This window comes from Ulvibacterium sp. (assembly GCF_965228935.1).
In the GTDB taxonomy this organism is placed as follows: Bacteria; Bacteroidota; Bacteroidia; order Flavobacteriales; family Flavobacteriaceae; genus Ulvibacterium.
Window position 1 is genome coordinate 5,249,501 of sequence record NZ_OZ245846.1, and the last position, 18,624, is coordinate 5,268,124.

Genomic DNA, 18,624 nt, shown 5'->3' on the forward strand with positions numbered 1-18,624 from the left:
ACAGAAATATTGTTTATAACAAGCCCCTACCTGTTTTTTTAAGTTTTCCCTCTGCCCTGTACTCCTTTACCAGTTTGTCCAAAATACCATTGATGAATATGCTACTTTTTGGGGTAGAATACTCCTTGGCAATTTCCAAAAATTCATTTATAGTCACTTTTTCCGGAATGGAGGGGAAGTTCAAAAGCTCGCAAATAGCCATTTTGAGCAAAATGGCATCAACATCCGCAATGCGGTCCTTATCCCAATTTGGGGTCTTGCCCTCAATCTCCTTTTCCCAACGCGAATTGTTTAACAATGTTTTTGTCAAGAGTTTTTGGGCAAAATCCATATCGGCCTGATCCTTCAGCAATTTGGGCAAAAAGAAAGATTCATTATGGCTTTGCTTGGATTTCTTCAACAACTTTAAAACGAAGGTATTCACAATGGGAATATCATCGACCCAGGTTAACTTGTCATCTTCAAAATACTCGTAAATTTTTTCATTAGGGGCAATAACTTCACGGAACACATCGAGAACAAATTGCCTGTCCTCTTCATAATCGTCCTTGGTGGAGGACATATACCGGTCATAGAGTGCACTTCCCAAAATTTCTTTGTAAATCAATTTTACGTACTCTTCGTTCAGGTACCAATTCTGAAGTTTTCTTTTTTTCAGTTCACTTTCCAATAAATGATTATTGGAAATCTGACGCAACAATCTATTGTTTATAAATTTTTCCCTATTGGGATAACTGTCGGAAGTACCTGTCAGGTACTTTTTGGAGGTAATTTTCAGATGACCGTTGGCCTTATGTCGTATTTCGGATAACAGACTCAGGACCAATAAATAGAGAATGTACATCCCTTCGATGCTGGTCCTTAGAAATTTTTGCTGCTTTTCCAAGGAATCGTCCCGGGATTGGGTCAAAGCGTAGATGCATTGCATCACCTTTACCCTAATATGCCTTCTCGTCAACATTTGCGGAGAACTTTTGAAAGAATTGGGTTAATCATCGCCCCGCAAAAATAGCAATCTATTTTAATTTTGTACCAAGGTCCCGGGCTTTATCTTAGGTATTTTATAACACTTGTATATCTTCCAAAAACCTATCTTTGGCAAAATCAAGAATACGCAATACGCCTAGCCTGACCACTGCATGAAGGAACTTAAGCACCTTAACAAATACTTCAAGAAATATTGGTTTAAACTGTTAGTGGGTATTTTAATTACCATCATTGCCCGGATATTCCAGTTGGTAATGCCTTCTTACGTAAACAGTTCCATACAGGTCGTAGAAGACTTTATGGCCCAAAGGATAACCGAACCCGTAGCCAAGGAAATGCTCTTGGAGTTTATATTGATCATTGTCGGCGCGGCCTTACTCTCGGGATTCTTCACTTTTTTAATGCGCCAAACGATCATAAACGTTTCGCGATATATCGAATATGACCTAAAGAACGAAGTCTTTGACCATTATCAACTGCTAAGCCTTAATTTTTATAAAAAAAATAGGACGGGGGATTTAATGAACCGTATTAGCGAAGATGTTAGTCAAGTACGAATGTATGCCGGGCCGGCATTGATGTACGGTATAAATACGGTTACCCTTTTCGCCTGTATTATTCCCATAATGTTCATTAAGGCCCCAACCTTGGCGGCATATACCCTGATACCGCTTCCTATTTTATCCGTTCTTATTTATCAGATCAGCAAAGTGATCCATAATCGAAGTACGGTCGTTCAAGAATACCTTTCTTCCTTATCTACCTTTACACAAGAAGTATTCTCCGGAGTATCGGTAATAAAGGCTTATGCGCTGGAACCTCAGGTGAATGCCGACCTTGGGGTCCTGGCCATGGAAGGAAAGAACAAAAGTATGGATCTGGCCAAGGTAAACGCATGGTTCTTTCCCTTAATGATATTGCTTATAGGAATAAGCAATCTTTTTGTTATTTACATTGGAGGAAAACAATATATAGATGGGGAGATAAACTCCATTGGTTTAATCGCGGAATTTATTTTATATGTAAATATGCTCACCTGGCCCGTGGCCATTGTCGGATGGCTGACCTCCATCGTGCAGCGCGCGGAGGCCTCACAGAAGAGAATAAATGAATTTTTAAGGGAACGTCCCGAAATACGCAATCAGACATCGGAATTGATGTCCATTAAGGGAAAAATAGAGTTCAAAAATGTATCCTTTACCTACGAGGATACCAATATCACCGCATTAAAGGACATTTCGTTTTGCGTAAATCCGGGAGAGACGGTCGCCATCCTAGGAAAAACAGGAGCCGGTAAATCTACCATTCTTGATTTAATTACCCGTCTTTACGATGTGTCTTCCGGTGAAATATTGATAGATGATGTTCCCATCAAAAGCGTAAACCTAAAAACCCTTCGGGAATCCATTGGAGCGGTCCCCCAGGATGCCTTGCTATTTTCCGATTCCATTGAAAGCAACATAAAATTTGGCAAATACGATGCCACACAGGAAGAGGTAGTTGCCGTAGCAAAAAATGCTGTCGTACATGAGAACATTATGGGCTTTTCCAAGACTTATGACACCGTACTCGGCGAAAGGGGGATTACCCTAAGTGGCGGCCAAAAACAAAGGGTCTCCATAGCTAGGGCCCTATTAAAGGATCCCAAAATCTATTTATTCGATGATTGCCTTTCGGCCGTTGATACAGAGACTGAAGAGGAAATTTTAACAAATCTAAAGAAAGTTTCCAATGATAAAACGACCATTATCGTCAGTCATAGGGTTTCCTCGGCCAAGAATGCGGACAAAGTTTTTGTTCTGGAGAATGGCCAGCTTTTACAGGAGGGCACCCACGAGGAATTGAACAATGTAGAGGGGTATTACAGAGAGCTTTATATAAACCAACTCTCTGAGAAATAAACAACCAAATTGTTGTCTGGTTCCCTTTTTTTTCACATTTTTGAAGGATTAATACCATTTATTTAACAACTATAAACTACACAAAATGAGCGAGAGAGAACTAATGGATCAGGAAGAAATCCATTCCAAGGTTTTAAGGGCGGGGAGAAGAACCTATTTTTTTGATGTAAGAAGCACTAAGGCCGGGGATTACTATTTGACCATTACCGAAAGTAAAAAGTTCACACATGATGACGGTTCCTTTCACTACAAAAAGCATAAGATCTACCTTTACAAGGAAGATTTTGCAGCGTTCAGGGAAAATGTTGAGGAAATGATGGATTTTATTTTTAGCGAAAAAGGTTCCGAAGTCATTTCGGAACGCCACCAAAAGGATTTCAAGAAAGAGGAAACTAGTGAAAATGGACAAATGAAATCCGCGGAAAGCTTTACAGATGTTGATTTTGATGACATTTAAATCGAAAGCATCTTAAATAGTTAGGATAACGGCTCTTCGGATAAAGGGTCGTTTTTTGTTTGTGATATCTATAAATTTTTAGCCCTATATGAAAACAATAGTATCTTTATTCTTGCTCCTATTCGCTTCTCTTTTAGCTACCTCCCAGAAATCTTTGGACTTGGATTATTACCTTCCCCAAGGTATCAGCTATAGGGAGGATATCCCTACCCCAAAGGAAATTATTGGCCATGAAGTGGGTGAATGGCATGTAACCCATGACAAGCTCATGTTCTATATGCAGACTTTGGCCAAAATCAGTGATCGCATAACCCTTGAAGATAGGGGCGAAACCTTTGAAGGGCGTCCCATCTTATTATTGACCGTTACCGCTCCAAAAAACCATAGGAACCTTGAAAAGATTAGGCGGGAACATATTACTTTGACCGAAGCAGGTGGAAATTCCTTGGATACGGAAAAAATGCCCCTAGTGGTCTACCAAGGATTTACCATACACGGTAATGAACCTAGCGGAACCAATGCAGCAATGGCCTATGCCTACTATTTGGCAGCCGCCGAAGGACCGGAAATCGAAGAGACCTTGGACAACTTGATCATCTTATTGGATCCCTGCATGAATCCGGACGGTCTACAACGTTTTGCCTATTGGGCCAATACCAACAAAAGTCAAAACCTAAATGCCGATAGCAATGAAAGGGAATATCATGAGGTGTGGCCCGGTGGACGTACCAATCACTACTGGTTTGACATGAATCGCGATTGGTTGCCCGTTCAATTGCCGGAAAGTCGTGCACGTATCCATACCTTTCATAAATGGTTGCCAAATATCTTGACCGATCATCATGAAATGGGTACAAATTCTACTTTCTTTTTTCAGCCCGGGGAACCTGCACGGGTCCATCCCCTAACACCAAAACTAAATCAGGAGCTTACGGCGGAAATAGGAACCTATCATGCCAAGGCTTTGGATAAAATTGGATCGTTGTACTATTCGGAAGAGAACTATGACGATTACTACTATGGAAAAGGATCCACCTTCCCGGATGTTAACGGAAGCATTGGAATTCTTTTTGAGCAAGGCAGTTCCAGAGGGCACATCCAAGAGAGCGAAAATGGTATACTCACCTTTCCCTTTACTATCCGCAATCAATTCACCACCTCACTTTCCACCATAGAGGCGGCAAAAAAAATGCGGGCCAAAATCCTGGATTATCAGCGCGATTTTTACAATACCGTTCGGAACGAGGCTTCCCGGAGCAAGACCCAAGCTATAATTTTCGGGGACAGCAAGGATGCTTCCAAGACCTGGCATCTTGCCGAGATCCTACAACGGCAGCACATAAAATTTCATGAATTGGCCAATGACGTAACATTGGAAGGAAAGCGATATAGTAAGGAGCATAGTTATGTTGTACCCCTACGCCAAAAAAATCATCGCCTTATAAAGGCTATGTTCGAAAAGCGTATCACTTTCGAGGACAGTTTGTTCTATGATGTATCCGCCTGGACCTTCCCATTGGCCTTTAATTTGGACTATACCGAAGTCAACACTCTTGAAAATGCGGGTTTCGAAATAACCGAACTTACCGATTTATCAGGAAGTATTGATGCAGAGAGCAAGTATGCCTATCTTTTTGAATGGCACGGGTATTATACCCCAAAGGCCCTAAATATGATATTGGAAAAAGGACTCCGTGCCAAAGTAGCCAAATATCCTTTCTCCCTAGAAGGCAAATCATATGACTATGGTACCATTATGATCCCCGTACAGAATCAGGAATTGCGGCCCAAGGAACTCCATGAATTTTTAAATGGGGTGGCCAAAAAAAGCAAAGTTCAGATAAAGGCGGTCAATACAGGACTTACCCGGGGAATAGATTTGGGCAGTAACGACTTTGATCCAATTAAAAAGCAAAAAGTGGCCATCTTGGTCGGTAAAGGAGTACGTTCCTATGACGCAGGTGAAATATGGCATTTGTTCGATACCCGATACGACATGAAAATCACCAAAATAGATGTTTCTTATTTGGACAAGGTCGATTTGAAAAAGTATACCGATATCATAGTTCCTAGCTCCAGCGGTCCCAGTATGGCCTTGGCCGCTAAAAGCTCCCAAAACTTGAAGGACTGGGTAATGGAAGGCGGAACTTTAATCGGCTATAGGACCGTGGCCGAGTGGTTTGAAAAAAATGAGCTGATGAAGCTCAAATTCCGAAAGGATACCTTGGTCGCCAAAAATATTTCGTTTGGGGCAAAAAATGATTTCAAGGGTGCGCAAGTAACCGGCGGGGCCATTTTCCAGGCCAGATTAGATCGGTCCCATCCTATTAACTATGGATATAAAAACAATCGGTTGGCACTCTTTCGGAATACGAATGTTTTTATTGAACCGCATAAGGACAGTTACAACAATCCGATCCAGTATACCGATACCCCATTGCTAAGCGGATACATTTCCGAGGAAAATTTGGCCATGTTAAAGGGAAGTGTCCCCTTTCAGGTCCAGAAGTTGGGCAAGGGCAGGGTCGTTATATTCACGGACAATACAAACTTCAGGGCATTTTGGTACGGAACCAACAAATTGTTGATGAACGCGATTTTCTTTGGTGGGATAATGTAACGCAAAGTTCAGAAAGCCAAAACCATGATGTCCTAATCGGCTTGCAATTTTACATACCCCCAATTGAAAAGAAAAATGCCCAAGACCATAACAAGGGTAGTTATGGGAGCATAGAAAAATACGAGTACCGTAAATAACAGTAGGTAATAAAGGGGATATGCCATAAGGGCAAAACCAAATCGGATAGTAGCGGTAAACTCCGGTTCCCAGACTATTGGTTTTACGACAATCTTCCATAGCAGGATCATGGGAAAATTAAAAACAAAAAAAGCAATTCGAAGAAACCCGTTTTCCGATTCCCATTTTTCATGGGTCTCTAGGGGTTTTAGGTCTTTCAGTTTGGAGTTGACTCTCATTGGATCCAAATAATCCGTCCTGTCCGCATCCAAACGCCTAACAATTGTATCGTATGAGGCTTCGTCCTCAATATGTGTGGTCAATTTTTTTAATGCTCCTGAAACCCTTTCCTTGATGATATGGGTAGATGAAATTAAATCGGAAGCTTCATAAAATCGTTGTACGGAAATATCCTTTCCAAAAAAAATGGCCGCCGAATCCGGGAAAGCTTCTGCATGTTGATAGTTTAATCCTATGGGTACCAAACGGATATCCAAATCGGGATTTTTTTGCAATGTAGCGAACAGGATACGTGTAAAACCTTTGCTTAAAGGCCTTACCCTACGCTTTAGGCTATGATTGGCTTCCGGGAACATGAGTATGGCCTCTTTACGGCCTAACAAATGTGCACAATGATCAAATACCATGGCATTGTTCTTCAGGGATTCCCGACCATCACGAATTCTATAAATAGGTATCATCTGTAGAAACCCGAAAAGCTTTTTTAGCAAAGGTTTTTTGAATACATCGGCCCGGGTAAGAAAATAAGGCTTGCGGTTGCAGTCTACGGCAATAAGTAATACATCCAATAATGCACTTTGATGATTGGCGAGAAAAAGCACCGGCTTGTCCTTCGGAACATTTTCAAGACCGTGGATTTTAATTTTGGAGAAGTATAGATGCAATCCACTTTTTATCCAAGCCTTTATGAGGTAATACCCAATTTTCTTCAAATCAATCTTTCTTTTTTCCGTTTTCCAATCCAGACTCGTGGAAATTCAAACCGTAAACATCAAGCAGCATGGTTTAAGTTATCGTAGCCCATACCAAAAACTTACAGGCTGTATTTGGGGTGTTCCATTTAAAATTTTTGAATATACCATTAGTTTATCAAAACACAAGGTCGGCAAAATTCTTTTTAACTTTGATAGACCAAACCGTTTAATCGCCCCTGAACGTATTCAATGGCACTAAAAACAAAAATTTAGATCAAATGGCAAATACTCCCAGTAACATGTTACCCCTGGGCACTTTGGCCCCTGCATTCAATTTAACGGATACCGTGACCGATAAAGACGTAGGCCTTCAGGATTCGAAAGGTACTAAGGGCACGGTCATTATGTTCATCTGCAACCATTGTCCCTTTGTAAAGCATGTAAATCCGGAGATTTCAAAACTAGGTGAAGAATACCAAAAAAAGGGGATTGGTTTTGTTGCCATTTCCAGTAACGATGTTAAGAATTACCCTCAAGACGGCCCTGATTTAATGAAAGAGACGGCCAAACAAGAAGGATATTCCTTCTCTTATCTTTATGACGAGACGCAGGAAACCGCAAAGGCCTACGATGCCGCTTGTACACCTGATTTTTATCTTTTTGATAGCAATCTACGGCTTGTATACCGTGGACAGTTGGACGATTCCCGGCCCGGCAATGGAATACCGGTAACCGGAAAGGACCTTAGAAATGCAATGGATGCCCTATTGGAAGGCAAAAAAATCGATGCGCTTCAAAAACCTAGTATAGGCTGTAACATCAAATGGGCAACCACTTGATTTAAATTTCCTGAAATGAAAATTGAAACCCAAGAGGCATTGGCCAGATTGGCAAAAACGGAATCACCTTTTTTGAATCTTTTTGAACACGGCACTTTGGTCGTGGAAGTGTATAAACCTCAAAAAGTCGATTTACAAAAACCGCATACCAGGGATGAAGTTTACATCATAATTTCCGGGAGCGGTGAATTCCTGAATGGAGGGATCCGTACGGATTTTTCGGCAGGGGATTTCCTCTTTGTCCCTGCGGGAACGGAGCATCGTTTTGAAAATTTCACCGAGGATTTTGCCACTTGGGTACTTTTCTATGGTCCCGAAGGCGGGGAAAAGAAAACCTAGTTTATGGACATTTCCATAATTGCATTGACCCCGGAATTGTTCGATGTTTACTGTGAGATTGGAATCCGATCATATAAGCAATACTATCTGCACCTCTGGAAAGAGAAAGACCCTGCACCCTATCTAAACTCTAGTTTTACCCCCGGTATCCTTAATCAGGAAATGGCACACCCCAATAATGAACATTTCATTGTTTACCATAGGGAATCACCTGTAGGTGTTTTTAAAGTAATGTTACATTCCGAAATCTTACCCTACACTTCCAAGGAAGCATTTTTATTGGAGAAGCTTTACATCCTAAGGGAATACTCCGGTAAGGGTATCGGGACAGAGGTGTTGAGTTTTGTTGAAAATAAGGCCAAGGCACTGAAGAAAGAAATTCTTTGGCTGGATACGATGAAAAAAGGTCCTGCCTTAAAGTTTTACCTAAAGAATGGATTTAAAATTCTTAGGGAAGGGGTGTTGGATTTTCCAAACGTTTTGCAAAACGAGCAACAGATGCTCATACTGTATAAAACAATTTAGTGCAGTTGGATCTCTTCCATAAACTCTCTAAAGGATTTACCAATTGTTTCTATCCAAAAGGTTTTTTATGTGTGCATAATGATGGTTGCCATGCCACACATACCTTCCTATATTCTCTTTTAACGAGGTTTCGGCATTGCTTTCGGGGTGAATGAAAATTCTTTCCAAATCGCCTTGGGAAAGCTTCCTTAAAAAATAGACCAACTTAGTATGTATCGCTTTCAAATGATCCAATGACATCTCAATTGGTCCAGTCCTGGTATCCAGCAAATCCGCCCAGGCCTTTTCGTTATAGGCCTTGATTATAGGTCGATTTTCCGTCAAAGCCCATTTAAACCGCATATAACTGTTGTGGTGACTGTCCGAAACATGGTGAACGACCTGTCGTACGGTCCATCCGCCCGGTCGGTATACCGTATCCAACTGCTCATCGGAAAGATTCTTGACCAGAGACTCTAGTTTTCGGGGAAAGGCCTCCAATTCCGAGATCCAATTTTGGATGGTGGTATCGTCAAAGTTTTCCGGAACCTCAAAATGCCCTATTGGGTAACGCAGTTCTTCCAAATCGATTTTTTCCATGAAAACAAAGATAGAGAAGATCACATTCTATGCGAAATAAAATCAAGACGTGCTTACCAAAAACAAGGTTAAACTTTAATAGATTTTTAACCAAAAAAATAAGGGATTGCTGTTTAATGCAATAATTTTGTAGCACAATAATAGTAACAACCTAAAAATACAGGATATGGCTACCATACGATTGGGCGATACCGCCCCTGATTTTACTGCGGAAACTTCTCAAGGAACCCTAAATTTTTATGATTATTTGGGCGAAAGTTGGGGAATTCTTTTCTCCCATCCGGCCGACTTTACCCCGGTATGTACCACTGAATTGGGAACGGCCGCGAAATTCAAGGATGAGTTTGATAAGCGCAATGTAAAAATGATCGCATTAAGCGTGGATGGAGCGGAGTCCCATGCCGAATGGATCAAGGACATCAACGAAGTGGAAAAAACTACCGTAAACTTTCCCATTATTGCCGATGAGGATAGAAAAGTAGCAACATTGTATGACATGATCCACCCAAATGCGGATGACAAACTTACCGTACGCTCCGTATTTATCATAGCTCCGGACAGAACCGTAAAATTGATACTCACCTACCCTGCCTCTACGGGGAGAAATTTTTATGAACTTCTTCGTGTCGTGGATTCGCTGCAGTTGACAGCCTATCATAAGGTGGCAACTCCGGCCAATTGGGAGCACGGACAAGATGTCGTGGTGAGTCCGGCCATCCCCACGGATGAAGCTAAGGAAATGTTCACAAAAGGCGTGGAAGAAGTGAAACCTTATCTCAGAATGACCCCGGATCCAACCGCTTAAAGCAAGTTTTAAATCTATGGATCTGTTCTTGAGATTTAGATTTATAAATACATTTTTTTAGGAAATTGGTTATAGACCATGCTATATGAAAAAAGGCCTCTCGTTTTATGAGAGGCCCTTTTTATTGGGAATCCGGTGAAGTGTTTTGCGTTTAAAACCTACTTGGGACTTGCCAAGCTCTTCCATTGACTTCCTATTACCGGAATCAACGATTATCCGTCAATACCCTTTCCCTCGGTTTTTAAACTGCTTTTGGTCTATAGGAACATACCTCCTGAAACTTCAATACGCTGACCGGTAATCCACCGGGCTTCCTCCGAGGCCAAAAAGGAAACTACCCCTCCAATGTCCTCTGACTCTCCTACCCTGCCCAAAGCGGTCATTTGTGAAATAAATCCGGATACTTGTGGGTTTTTAAAGGCTTCCCGGTTAACATCGGTATTTATTGCTCCGGGAGCCACTACATTTACTGTAATCTTTCTGGGACCCAGCTCTTTGGCCAAATACCTGGTAAATGTCTCAACGGCACTCTTGGCCGAGGCGTAGGCCGCATGTCCGGGAAGGCTAAATCTTGCCAGCCCCGTTGAGATGTTGATAACCCTTCCTCCTTCATTTAAGAGTATTAACGCTTTCTGTGTAAGGAAGAACACGCCTTTGTACTGAATATTGGTAACTCTGTCAAAAGTCGCCTCATCCATAGAAGAGATGGGTGCCTGTGGAATAATACCTGCATTATTCACCAGAATATCCAGGTTTGTAGTCTTCCATTGGGACTTTACTTCCATGTTTAAACGGCTAAAAAAATCATCAAAAGTAGACACTTTCCCGGTATCTAATTGTAAGGCAAATGCCTCGCTACCTAATTTTTCAATTAAGGCTACCGTAGCATCGGCAGCTTCCTTATCCGAGTGGTATGTCACCACTATTCGGGCACCATTTTCGGCAAGCCGTATGGCCATTTCCTTTCCCAAACCTCGGCTACTTCCTGTCACCAAGGCTATTTTTCCTTCTAAAGTTTTCATATGCTTTGTTTTAGGGATTTATATTATTTCTAGAACAAAGATGAAACTTATGGCAACGGGGATAAAGGTGCGTTTTTTAGAAAAGAAGGTATATTTCCTTGATGGTTTTCCTAAGGGTCCTTTCTGTAGGAAATAGGGGATTTACCAACATGTTTTTTAAAAAATTTGGAAAAATGGGTCGCCTCCTGGAATCCTAATCCATAGGCGATTTCCTTGACCGGATTTGTGGAATGCGACAACAAGGCCTTTGCCTCGGAAAGTATTTTTTCCTGTATCCATTGATTGGCGGTTCGCCCTGTCTTGGTTTTAATTACGGTACTAAAGTAGCTTGGGTTCAATTGCTGTTGCATGGAAAAGTACTGTACCTGGGGAATTTCTTTTTGCCCGCGGAAATCTCCCAAAAGTTTACGGAAATGTTTTTCCAAATCCTTTTTAAATCTATTCACAATTTCAGAGTCCCTATCGTATTCCATTTTAAAGCCTCTATCCTTTAATAGATATTCCTTGAGCTTAAGCAAAAAGACCAAGAAAAATGAACTGACAATCTTATGATTTAGCAGGGTTTCTTTTTGTTTTTCGGCCATAATCTGTTCCGCCACGGCACAGAGCTCCTCAAATCGCTCTTCATCCAGATAACAAGGCGGTACGATTTCCGTTAACAAAAAGGAGAATTCTTCAAATACATCCCTATGAATATGTTCCTTTAAGAAATTTTCGGAAACCGTGATGAGAAAGCCATAGCTCGTTTCCTTGATATGAAAGGATTTAAGATGTCCTGGATTGGTAAAATATAACGTTCGCTCTTTCGTTGGAAACGTTCTATTGTCTATACTGTAGCTGGTATTTCCTTTTCGTAGCAGTACAAAGGAATAGTAATTGGCCCTAAAAGTGGGGGACTTTATAGGCTTGGGATGTACTTCCTCCAAACGATTTATGGTAAAATCGGAATCCTGGCTTACTTCATTGCCCAAATCCTCCGATTTTAACAAATCCGAAATCCTGTTATACGACCGTATCCTTTCCATAATTTAAAGATACCAAGAATACCAAAATCAGGTTACGGAAACTTTCCAATAAAACCGACAAATCTTTCCCGTTTGGGTTTCAATCCATTCTATTGGATGCGTTTACAAAAAGATAACCTCCAAAAAATCATTTAATTAAAATTTTTAACATTACCTTCGCGTTTTAATTTAATTTCTAATTTTTTTTATTATGGGTAAAGGAACAGTAAAATTCTTCAATGATTCCAAAGGATATGGTTTCATAACGGAAGATGGTTCAAACGAAGATCATTTTGTACACATTTCTGGCTTGATCGACGAGGTTCGAGAAGGTGATGTTGTAGAATTTGAGCTACAACAAGGTAAAAAAGGATTGAACGCCGTTAATGTGAAAATAGTTGACTAGGTAACGAATAGACTTTTTTATAGCATAGCCCTGGCAGTTTTGTCAGGGTTTTTTTGTGGGATCTTTTAAGAAATTGTAAGATTAAAACTACATTTTTGTTAGTTTTGTTTAACCTTAACGCAACCTTTAGTATTTGTTTATATCTAAATTTAAACAAAGCACAACACCCCACTTCTAACAAGAACACGTTATGTTGACCTTTTTTTGGATTCTTTTTCTATTGCTTGTAATTAACATCATCTTACTTCTTTTGAGTACAAAAAAAGCTAAAACTCCGGATAAATAGAAGTATTTACCTATACGGGTAGGGTGTATTCCGTCTTGGTTGTTTAAAGGGTAGAACGATCATATCCATCGGTTTAAAAAGCAATAGATTCTAAAATGTTTACTTTCTTCTTACTATTTTCATTCTTAATCTTGGTAAACGTATTACTTCTAGTGGTAAGCATTGAACGTGCCGAATAGGTAGATTTTACCTAGAGCACAGGCATTATCTATTACTGGATAGTGTAACCTATCTTCTTAATAGAGTACACCATGTGTCTTGCATGCCATAATATTGGGCAATGACTCATTGATATTCATTATCAACACAACCAACTACTCGTGCCGGACTTTTAATGATAACTATTTTAGAACATTTTTATCCCTATCCCACTTTGACCAATTCAACATCAAACAGCAGTGTGGCGTTTGGAGGGATTACTCCGCCTGCTCCTGCACTACCGTAGGCCAAATCTGGGGGAATAACAAACCGGGCCTTATCACCAACCTTTAAAAGTGAGATGCCCTCGTCCCATCCGGGGATTACCTGACCTATTCCCAACTTGAAATCTATGGGTTGATTGCGTTGATAGGACGAGTCAAATACCTGTCCATTTAGCAAAGAACCCTCATAATGAACAGAAACCTGTCGGCCTTTTTCGGCCTTGGTACCATTCCCATTCTCCATGATCCTATACCGAAGACCACTAGGGGTCTTGTCAAATCCCGCGGCAACTTTCTCCAGTTCCGCAGCCTGAAGTTTCCTCTCCTCTTCCAATCTCTTCGCTTTGGAACTTTCAAAACTATTAAATGCTTCCAATGCGTTCCATTGCTCCGCTTCATCACCTATGCGTAGGATTTCCAAGCTTTCAATGACATCTCCCTGTGCAATGGTATCTACCGTCTCCTGTCCGGATTCTACAAAACCGAATACCGTGTGCTTGTTATCCAACCAGGGGGTAGGTACATGTGTAATGAAAAATTGGCTCCCATTGGTACCTGGGCCCGCATTGGCCATGGATAGAACACCTGGGCCGGAATGCTTTAGTCCCGGATGAAACTCGTCATCAAACTTATAACCTGGGTCGCCCGTACCTGTCCCTTGAGGACAACCACCCTGGATCATGAAGTCCGGTATTACCCTATGGAACTTTAAACCATTGTAATAGGGTTCCCCTTCGGCCTTTGCGGAATTGTTTTTTTTCCCCTCGGCCAGCGCCACAAAGTTACCTACCGTTCCCGGAGTTTTATCATGGGTAAGTTTTACTACTATCTCCCCCTTTGAAGTATTGAATTTTGCGTAGATTCCGTCCTGCATTTTTCGCTTTTTTTGATAAGCGGCAAAGGTAGGGAATTTTGTTGGGTATGGAATGTGAATTCAGGGCCCAGGGAGTGAAAAATCAAATCCCTACTTTGTTGTCTCAATCAACGATTCCATACGTATCAAAAAGATAGACAAGACTGGTCATGGCAGCTGCACCCAGTTCCAATTCGCGTTTGTTCACATGCTCAAACGTATCGTTTTCCGCGTGATGATGATCAAAATAACGCTGGGAATCAGGACGAAGCCCGGCCAATACCATTTCACCATTGTTCAACGGACGAATATCGGCTCCTGAATACCCTTCCTCAAAAAAATGGACCAAATAGGGTTCAAATAATGGTGCCCAGAACCGTGCCTGTCTTAAATTGGCATCCGAGGATTCAAAGGAAAAACCTCTAGGCGAAAAGCCCCCCGCATCACTTTCCAAGGCAAAAATGTGGTTTTCCTTTTTTTCTTGGGCCGTTTCCTTGTATTTGTTTCCACCCCGTAGTCCGTTTTCCTCGTTCATAAACAAGACTGCTCGGATAGTTCGTTTTGGTTTATACCCCGTTAATTTCAAAAGGCGTAGCACTTCCATACTTTGTACACATCCGGCCCCATCATCATGCGAACCATCCCCTAAATCCCAAGAATCCAAATGACCGCCTACCAAAATTATCTCATCAGGATAAGTAGTGCCTCTTATTTCGCCAATAACGTTATAGGATTTCACATCTTCTTCCTGCCGGCAACTTTGCTTGAAATAGAATTTAATATCCGGGCTTAGTTTCAATGTGGTACTCAACAATTCAGCCCCATTGGTGCTAATGGCCGCTGCAGGAATCCTATTTTCCAAGGGAGTTTCACCATAGCTCATGGCACCGGTATGGGGATAATCGTCCAAGCGAAGTGTCATTGAGCGAACTATAATGCCAACGGCACCATATTTGGCCGCTTCTTCCGCACCATTATACCGCTGGTCTACACAACCGGAATAGGATTCAAAGGTATCAATGACTTTGGAATCCATGGGACGATTGAAAAATACGATCTTGCCTTTTATCTTTTCTTCCCCATATGCCTTTAAATCTTCCAAACCCTTAACCTCCAATACGTTGGCCTTGAGCCCTCTCGGAGGTGTCGCTACAGATCCCCCTAAAGCACAGATAGGCACATTGGTGGTTATTCCCGGAGTGGTTTCAATATAGGCAAATTCCGGGGTGCCCCTTACCCATTTGGGAACCATCACGGGTTGTAGCCAAACCCGATCCAAACCTAGAAGATCCAACTGGGCCTTGGTGTAGTCCACGGCCTGTTGCGCCTGCACGGAACCAGATAATCTTCCCCCTATTTGATTGGAAAGATGCTTAAGCCAATTGTAAGCCGACCCCTGGGTCAAGGCGGCATCATAAATACGTTTTATCTGTTGTTCATCTTCGGTCTGGGCGAGTGCAACTACACTTGCAAAAAAAAATAATACACTGATTTTTTTCATTTCCCTTCATTTTCCAATTGCTGGATGTAGGCCTCTAAATTAGACTGTATTTCCGGATCAAGCTCAGGTTCCTTAATATCTTTGTATTTTTTTAACTCTTGAAGCAAAATGGACGCTGCGATTACCCTTGCAGCATCCTTATTGTCGGATGGGATAACGTACCAAGGTGCATACGACTTGGAAGTTTTATTGATGGCCTCCTCATAACACTTCTGGTATTGGTCCCAAAGCTTACGTTCTTCCAGATCACCCGGGGAAAATTTCCAATTTTTCCTTTTTAGCTTTAACCGTCTTAATTGTCTCTGACGTTGTTCTTCTTTTGAAAGATGCAGGAAAAACTTGAAAATTATCATCCCGTTTTCGGCGATATGGCGTTCAAAATTATTGATCCGCTCAAAGCGCCTATCCCAAAATTTCTGGTCTACGTCCTCGACACTAAGAATATCCGGCATGTTTTCGCTCAATAAGTATTCAGGATGAACCCGGGTCACCAATACATTTTCATAATGTGTTCGGTTATATACCCCAAATTTTCCCTTTGGCGGAAGGGCAATATAATGTCTCCAAATATAGTCGTGTTTGCGCTCCAGATCTGTAGGCACCTTAAAACTGTGTACGACAACGCCACGTGCATTAAAATCCTTGAATACCTCACGAATCAAACTATCCTTTCCCGCTGCGTCCATTCCTTGGAGGCATACCAAAACACTATACTTACCATGGGCATATAAAGTATCCTGAAATTCCCCAAGCTCCTCCCGGGTTTCTTCCAGCATCCTTTTCAAATCCTTTTTTGATTCATTTAGGTTTTCCAAGGTCGGGGAATCCTTCAATTTTATGGGTGTTTCTACCCTATAACGGGCTAAATCTACTTTCTTCATGCATGGAATATAAAATATTTTATCGTTGAAATGCAGTGAATGTTAAAAAAAGTAGCCGTTTATCATGCAATAAAACCGCTTTATCCAAAATTCGGTTTATGCTATCCCGTCTATCGAAAAAAATAGACGGCCTTGGACGGTAATGCTTAACTTTACCTTGTAAAATGTCCCAAATTTTACTCCTAAACAACCACAAGATGAAAAAGTGTACCGTAGTGCTATGCGCTCTTTTTTTCTGCCTATTATCCTCATTTAAGCCCAGTGCGGCTTGTGAATATGCGGGTTCCAACATTGGTTTTGTTAAGTCCCAGACCGAAAAGGCCATTGCAATGGAAAATATCAATCAAGCCCGATATTATGCCTACAAGGCCTTGAACGCTATAGTTAAATCCAGGCAACAACTTTCAGAATGCGGTTGCAAGCATGCCGTACTAAGTATCGAGGAAGGGTTTGAAAATTTGAAAAGAGCGACCCGTACCACTACTCTGAGCGCTGCCAAGATATTATTGAACAGGGCCCTGGAGTACACTAAGGAAGGTTTGGAGGCACTTTTAACACACGAAACACATGATAGTCCTTATCCAAGTGATGTCCTGGAAATGAACACAAAGGTTTCAAAGCAAGGGAAAATAACTTTTAAGGAAACCGACCTTGAGGCTTTAAAAAAGAAAATTGATATGTCCCTGGTTGACTATCAAAGGTCACTGGATAATGTAATCAATTCCGTGGATTGCAAGGAAGCCAAGGCCTTTGCCAAAAAAATTCACGATCACTGTGAACAACAACTCTTAAGACCTAATTTAACAGAGGGAAAGAAATACTACAATCTTAGGACCAAGCAGATTTCCGCAGCAGCCTTGAAGCAGTTAGGGAGCTGTGAAAATCAACTACTAAGCAGTAGATAAATGATTTTTAGGATTTATCCATTTCTATTAGGGCTTTTTAAAACTCAATACGATTAGCCACAGGATGGATTACTTACTGGCAAAAAGGGTAACGTCCGCCTCACTAACCTCTTTTCCACCTAGAATTATAAGGCGCTCCACGACATTTCGAAGCTCACGGATATTTCCTGTCCAATCATAGGTCTTCAATAACTTAACGGCCTTATCCGAGAAAATCTTGGGGACTATACCTTGTTCCGATGCAATTTTTTCCGCAAAATGGGCGATCAGCAATGGAATGTCATCCCTTCGCTCATTCAAGGAAGGAACTTTTACCAGGATAACGGCCAATCGATGGTATAGATCTTCCCTAAATCTTCCTTCTTCAATTTCCTTTTTTAGATTTTTATTTGTGGCTGCGATCACGCGCACATCAACCTTAATATCTTTGTCCGTCCCTACCCTTGAAATCTTATTTTCCTGTAAGGCCCGGAGCACTTTTGCTTGCGCGGAAAGGCTCATATCACCTATTTCGTCCAAAAAGATAGTGCCCTTGTTGGCCGCCTCAAACTTTCCGGCCCGATCCTTTACCGCAGAAGTAAACGCCCCTTTGACATGGCCAAAGAGTTCGCTCTCTATAAGTTCGGACGGAATGGCTGCACAGTTAACTTCTATAAAGGGAGCATTGCTTCTTTGGCTTTTTTCATGGATCCAATGCGCTACCAATTCTTTTCCCGTTCCGTTTGAACCTGTTATCAGGACTCTGGCATCGGTGGGGGCTACTTTTTCTATCATATCCTTTATAGCGATGATTTCCTTGCTTTCGCCCACCATTTCATAGTTCTTGCTCACTTTTTTCTTAAGGATCTTGTTTTCCACCACCAATTCCTTGCGATCCAAAGCGTTGCGTACCGTGGTTAAAAGCCGGTTCAAGTCGGGGGGTTTGGATATATAATCGAACGCCCCTAAACGCATGGTATTGACGGCCGTGTCCAAATCGCCATGTCCGGATATCATAATAAATGGAATTTCAGGTTTAATTTTGCGCGCCGCCTCCAAAACCTCTACCCCATCCATCTTGGGCATTTTTATATCGCACAGCACCAGATCATAATCGTTATTCTTGATGGTTTCCAGACCTTTTAGGCCGTCCTCCGCCTCTTCCACTTGATAGGTATCATTCTCTTCCGAAAGAATCTTTACCAAAACTCTCCTTATGGCCGATTCGTCCTCAATTACCAATATTTTTGACATGCGTTAG

The 18,624-nt window shown here is 41.5% G+C and carries 18 protein-coding genes; 9 read left to right on the forward strand and 9 right to left on the reverse strand.

From position 1 onward, the window contains the following. Positions 1 to 13 precede the first annotated feature (13 nt). The gene (gene nusB / locus ACO06Y_RS22160; RefSeq protein WP_422081244.1) at positions 14 to 961 is read right to left on the reverse strand and encodes a transcription antitermination factor NusB; all 948 of its coding nucleotides are present in this window, start codon (positions 959 to 961) and stop codon (positions 14 to 16) included. Positions 962 to 1,139: 178 nt separating this feature from the next. Between nusB and ACO06Y_RS22165 the strand changes: the two genes are divergently transcribed. The 3 genes from ACO06Y_RS22165 (at position 1,140) to ACO06Y_RS22175 (ending at position 5,965) form a co-directional block, all read left to right on the forward strand. Next, positions 1,140 to 2,888, forward strand: coding sequence for an ABC transporter ATP-binding protein (locus ACO06Y_RS22165; RefSeq protein ID WP_422081245.1), 1,749 nt, complete (start codon positions 1,140 to 1,142; stop codon positions 2,886 to 2,888). A gap of 85 nt (positions 2,889 to 2,973) precedes the next feature. Further along, positions 2,974 to 3,345: a PUR family DNA/RNA-binding protein gene (locus tag ACO06Y_RS22170; protein ID WP_422081246.1), complete on the forward strand. Its 372-nt coding sequence runs from the start codon at positions 2,974 to 2,976 to the stop codon at positions 3,343 to 3,345. Between the two features lie 88 nt (positions 3,346 to 3,433). Next, a complete protein-coding gene (locus tag ACO06Y_RS22175; protein ID WP_422081247.1) occupies positions 3,434 to 5,965 on the forward strand; it encodes a M14 family zinc carboxypeptidase in 2,532 nt (843 codons plus the stop codon). Between the two features lie 32 nt (positions 5,966 to 5,997). On the opposite strand, the gene ACO06Y_RS22180 is transcribed toward ACO06Y_RS22175, so the two are convergent. Then, positions 5,998 to 7,035, reverse strand: coding sequence for a lysophospholipid acyltransferase family protein (locus ACO06Y_RS22180; protein WP_422081248.1), 1,038 nt, complete (start codon positions 7,033 to 7,035; stop codon positions 5,998 to 6,000). A gap of 260 nt (positions 7,036 to 7,295) precedes the next feature. On the opposite strand from ACO06Y_RS22180, the gene ACO06Y_RS22185 reads away from it, so the two are divergent. From ACO06Y_RS22185 to ACO06Y_RS22195, 3 genes are read left to right on the forward strand one after another with little or no spacing between them, the layout of a single operon-like run. Continuing rightward, positions 7,296 to 7,856, forward strand: coding sequence for a thioredoxin family protein (locus tag ACO06Y_RS22185; protein WP_422081249.1), 561 nt, complete (start codon positions 7,296 to 7,298; stop codon positions 7,854 to 7,856). Positions 7,857 to 7,871: 15 nt separating this feature from the next. Next, entirely contained in the window at positions 7,872 to 8,195 is a 324-nt protein-coding gene (locus ACO06Y_RS22190) for a cupin domain-containing protein (protein ID WP_422081250.1), read from the forward strand. Positions 8,196 to 8,198: 3 nt separating this feature from the next. Further along, positions 8,199 to 8,720, forward strand: coding sequence for a GNAT family N-acetyltransferase (locus ACO06Y_RS22195; protein WP_422081251.1), 522 nt, complete (start codon positions 8,199 to 8,201; stop codon positions 8,718 to 8,720). A 36-nt stretch (positions 8,721 to 8,756) separates the two neighbouring features. Here ACO06Y_RS22195 and ACO06Y_RS22200 read toward each other — a convergent pair whose 3' ends face one another. Then, a complete protein-coding gene (locus ACO06Y_RS22200) occupies positions 8,757 to 9,299 on the reverse strand; it encodes a YfiT family bacillithiol transferase (RefSeq protein WP_422081252.1) in 543 nt (180 codons plus the stop codon). Positions 9,300 to 9,465: 166 nt separating this feature from the next. On the opposite strand from ACO06Y_RS22200, the gene ACO06Y_RS22205 reads away from it, so the two are divergent. Then, positions 9,466 to 10,104 (forward strand): peroxiredoxin, encoded by a 639-nt coding sequence (locus ACO06Y_RS22205; protein WP_422081253.1) that lies wholly within the window; start codon positions 9,466 to 9,468, stop codon positions 10,102 to 10,104. A 257-nt stretch (positions 10,105 to 10,361) separates the two neighbouring features. Here the strand turns inward: ACO06Y_RS22205 and ACO06Y_RS22210 are convergent, their stop codons facing one another. After that, positions 10,362 to 11,126, reverse strand: a complete 765-nt coding sequence (locus ACO06Y_RS22210; protein WP_422081254.1) for an SDR family oxidoreductase — start codon at positions 11,124 to 11,126, stop codon at positions 10,362 to 10,364. Positions 11,127 to 11,236: 110 nt separating this feature from the next. Further along, a complete protein-coding gene (locus ACO06Y_RS22215) occupies positions 11,237 to 12,151 on the reverse strand; it encodes a helix-turn-helix domain-containing protein (RefSeq protein ID WP_422081255.1) in 915 nt (304 codons plus the stop codon). 190 nt (positions 12,152 to 12,341) lie between these two features. Here ACO06Y_RS22215 and ACO06Y_RS22220 point away from each other — a divergent pair, with 190 nt between their 5' ends. Next, on the forward strand, positions 12,342 to 12,536 hold the full coding sequence (locus ACO06Y_RS22220) for a cold-shock protein (RefSeq protein WP_422081256.1): 195 nt from the start codon (positions 12,342 to 12,344) through the stop codon (positions 12,534 to 12,536). Between the two features lie 649 nt (positions 12,537 to 13,185). Here ACO06Y_RS22220 and ACO06Y_RS22225 read toward each other — a convergent pair. The 3 genes from ACO06Y_RS22225 to ACO06Y_RS22235 all read right to left on the reverse strand — a co-directional run bounded on the left by ACO06Y_RS22225 (position 13,186) and on the right by ACO06Y_RS22235 (position 16,479). After that, positions 13,186 to 14,118, reverse strand: a complete 933-nt coding sequence (locus ACO06Y_RS22225) for a peptidylprolyl isomerase (RefSeq protein WP_422081257.1) — start codon at positions 14,116 to 14,118, stop codon at positions 13,186 to 13,188. 103 nt (positions 14,119 to 14,221) lie between these two features. Continuing rightward, the gene (locus ACO06Y_RS22230; protein WP_422081258.1) at positions 14,222 to 15,598 is read right to left on the reverse strand and encodes a M28 family peptidase; all 1,377 of its coding nucleotides are present in this window, start codon (positions 15,596 to 15,598) and stop codon (positions 14,222 to 14,224) included. Next, a complete protein-coding gene (locus tag ACO06Y_RS22235) occupies positions 15,595 to 16,479 on the reverse strand; it encodes a PPK2 family polyphosphate kinase (protein WP_422081259.1) in 885 nt (294 codons plus the stop codon). Before ACO06Y_RS22235 ends, ACO06Y_RS22230 begins: the two co-directional genes overlap by 4 nt. A 197-nt stretch (positions 16,480 to 16,676) precedes the next feature. On the opposite strand from ACO06Y_RS22235, the gene ACO06Y_RS22240 reads away from it, so the two are divergent. Beyond that, positions 16,677 to 17,384 (forward strand): hypothetical protein, encoded by a 708-nt coding sequence (locus ACO06Y_RS22240; protein ID WP_422081260.1) that lies wholly within the window; start codon positions 16,677 to 16,679, stop codon positions 17,382 to 17,384. Between the two features lie 69 nt (positions 17,385 to 17,453). On the opposite strand, the gene ACO06Y_RS22245 is transcribed toward ACO06Y_RS22240, so the two are convergent. Then, positions 17,454 to 18,617, reverse strand: coding sequence for a sigma-54-dependent transcriptional regulator (locus ACO06Y_RS22245; protein ID WP_422081261.1), 1,164 nt, complete (start codon positions 18,615 to 18,617; stop codon positions 17,454 to 17,456). Between the last annotated feature and the right edge of the window lie 7 nt (positions 18,618 to 18,624).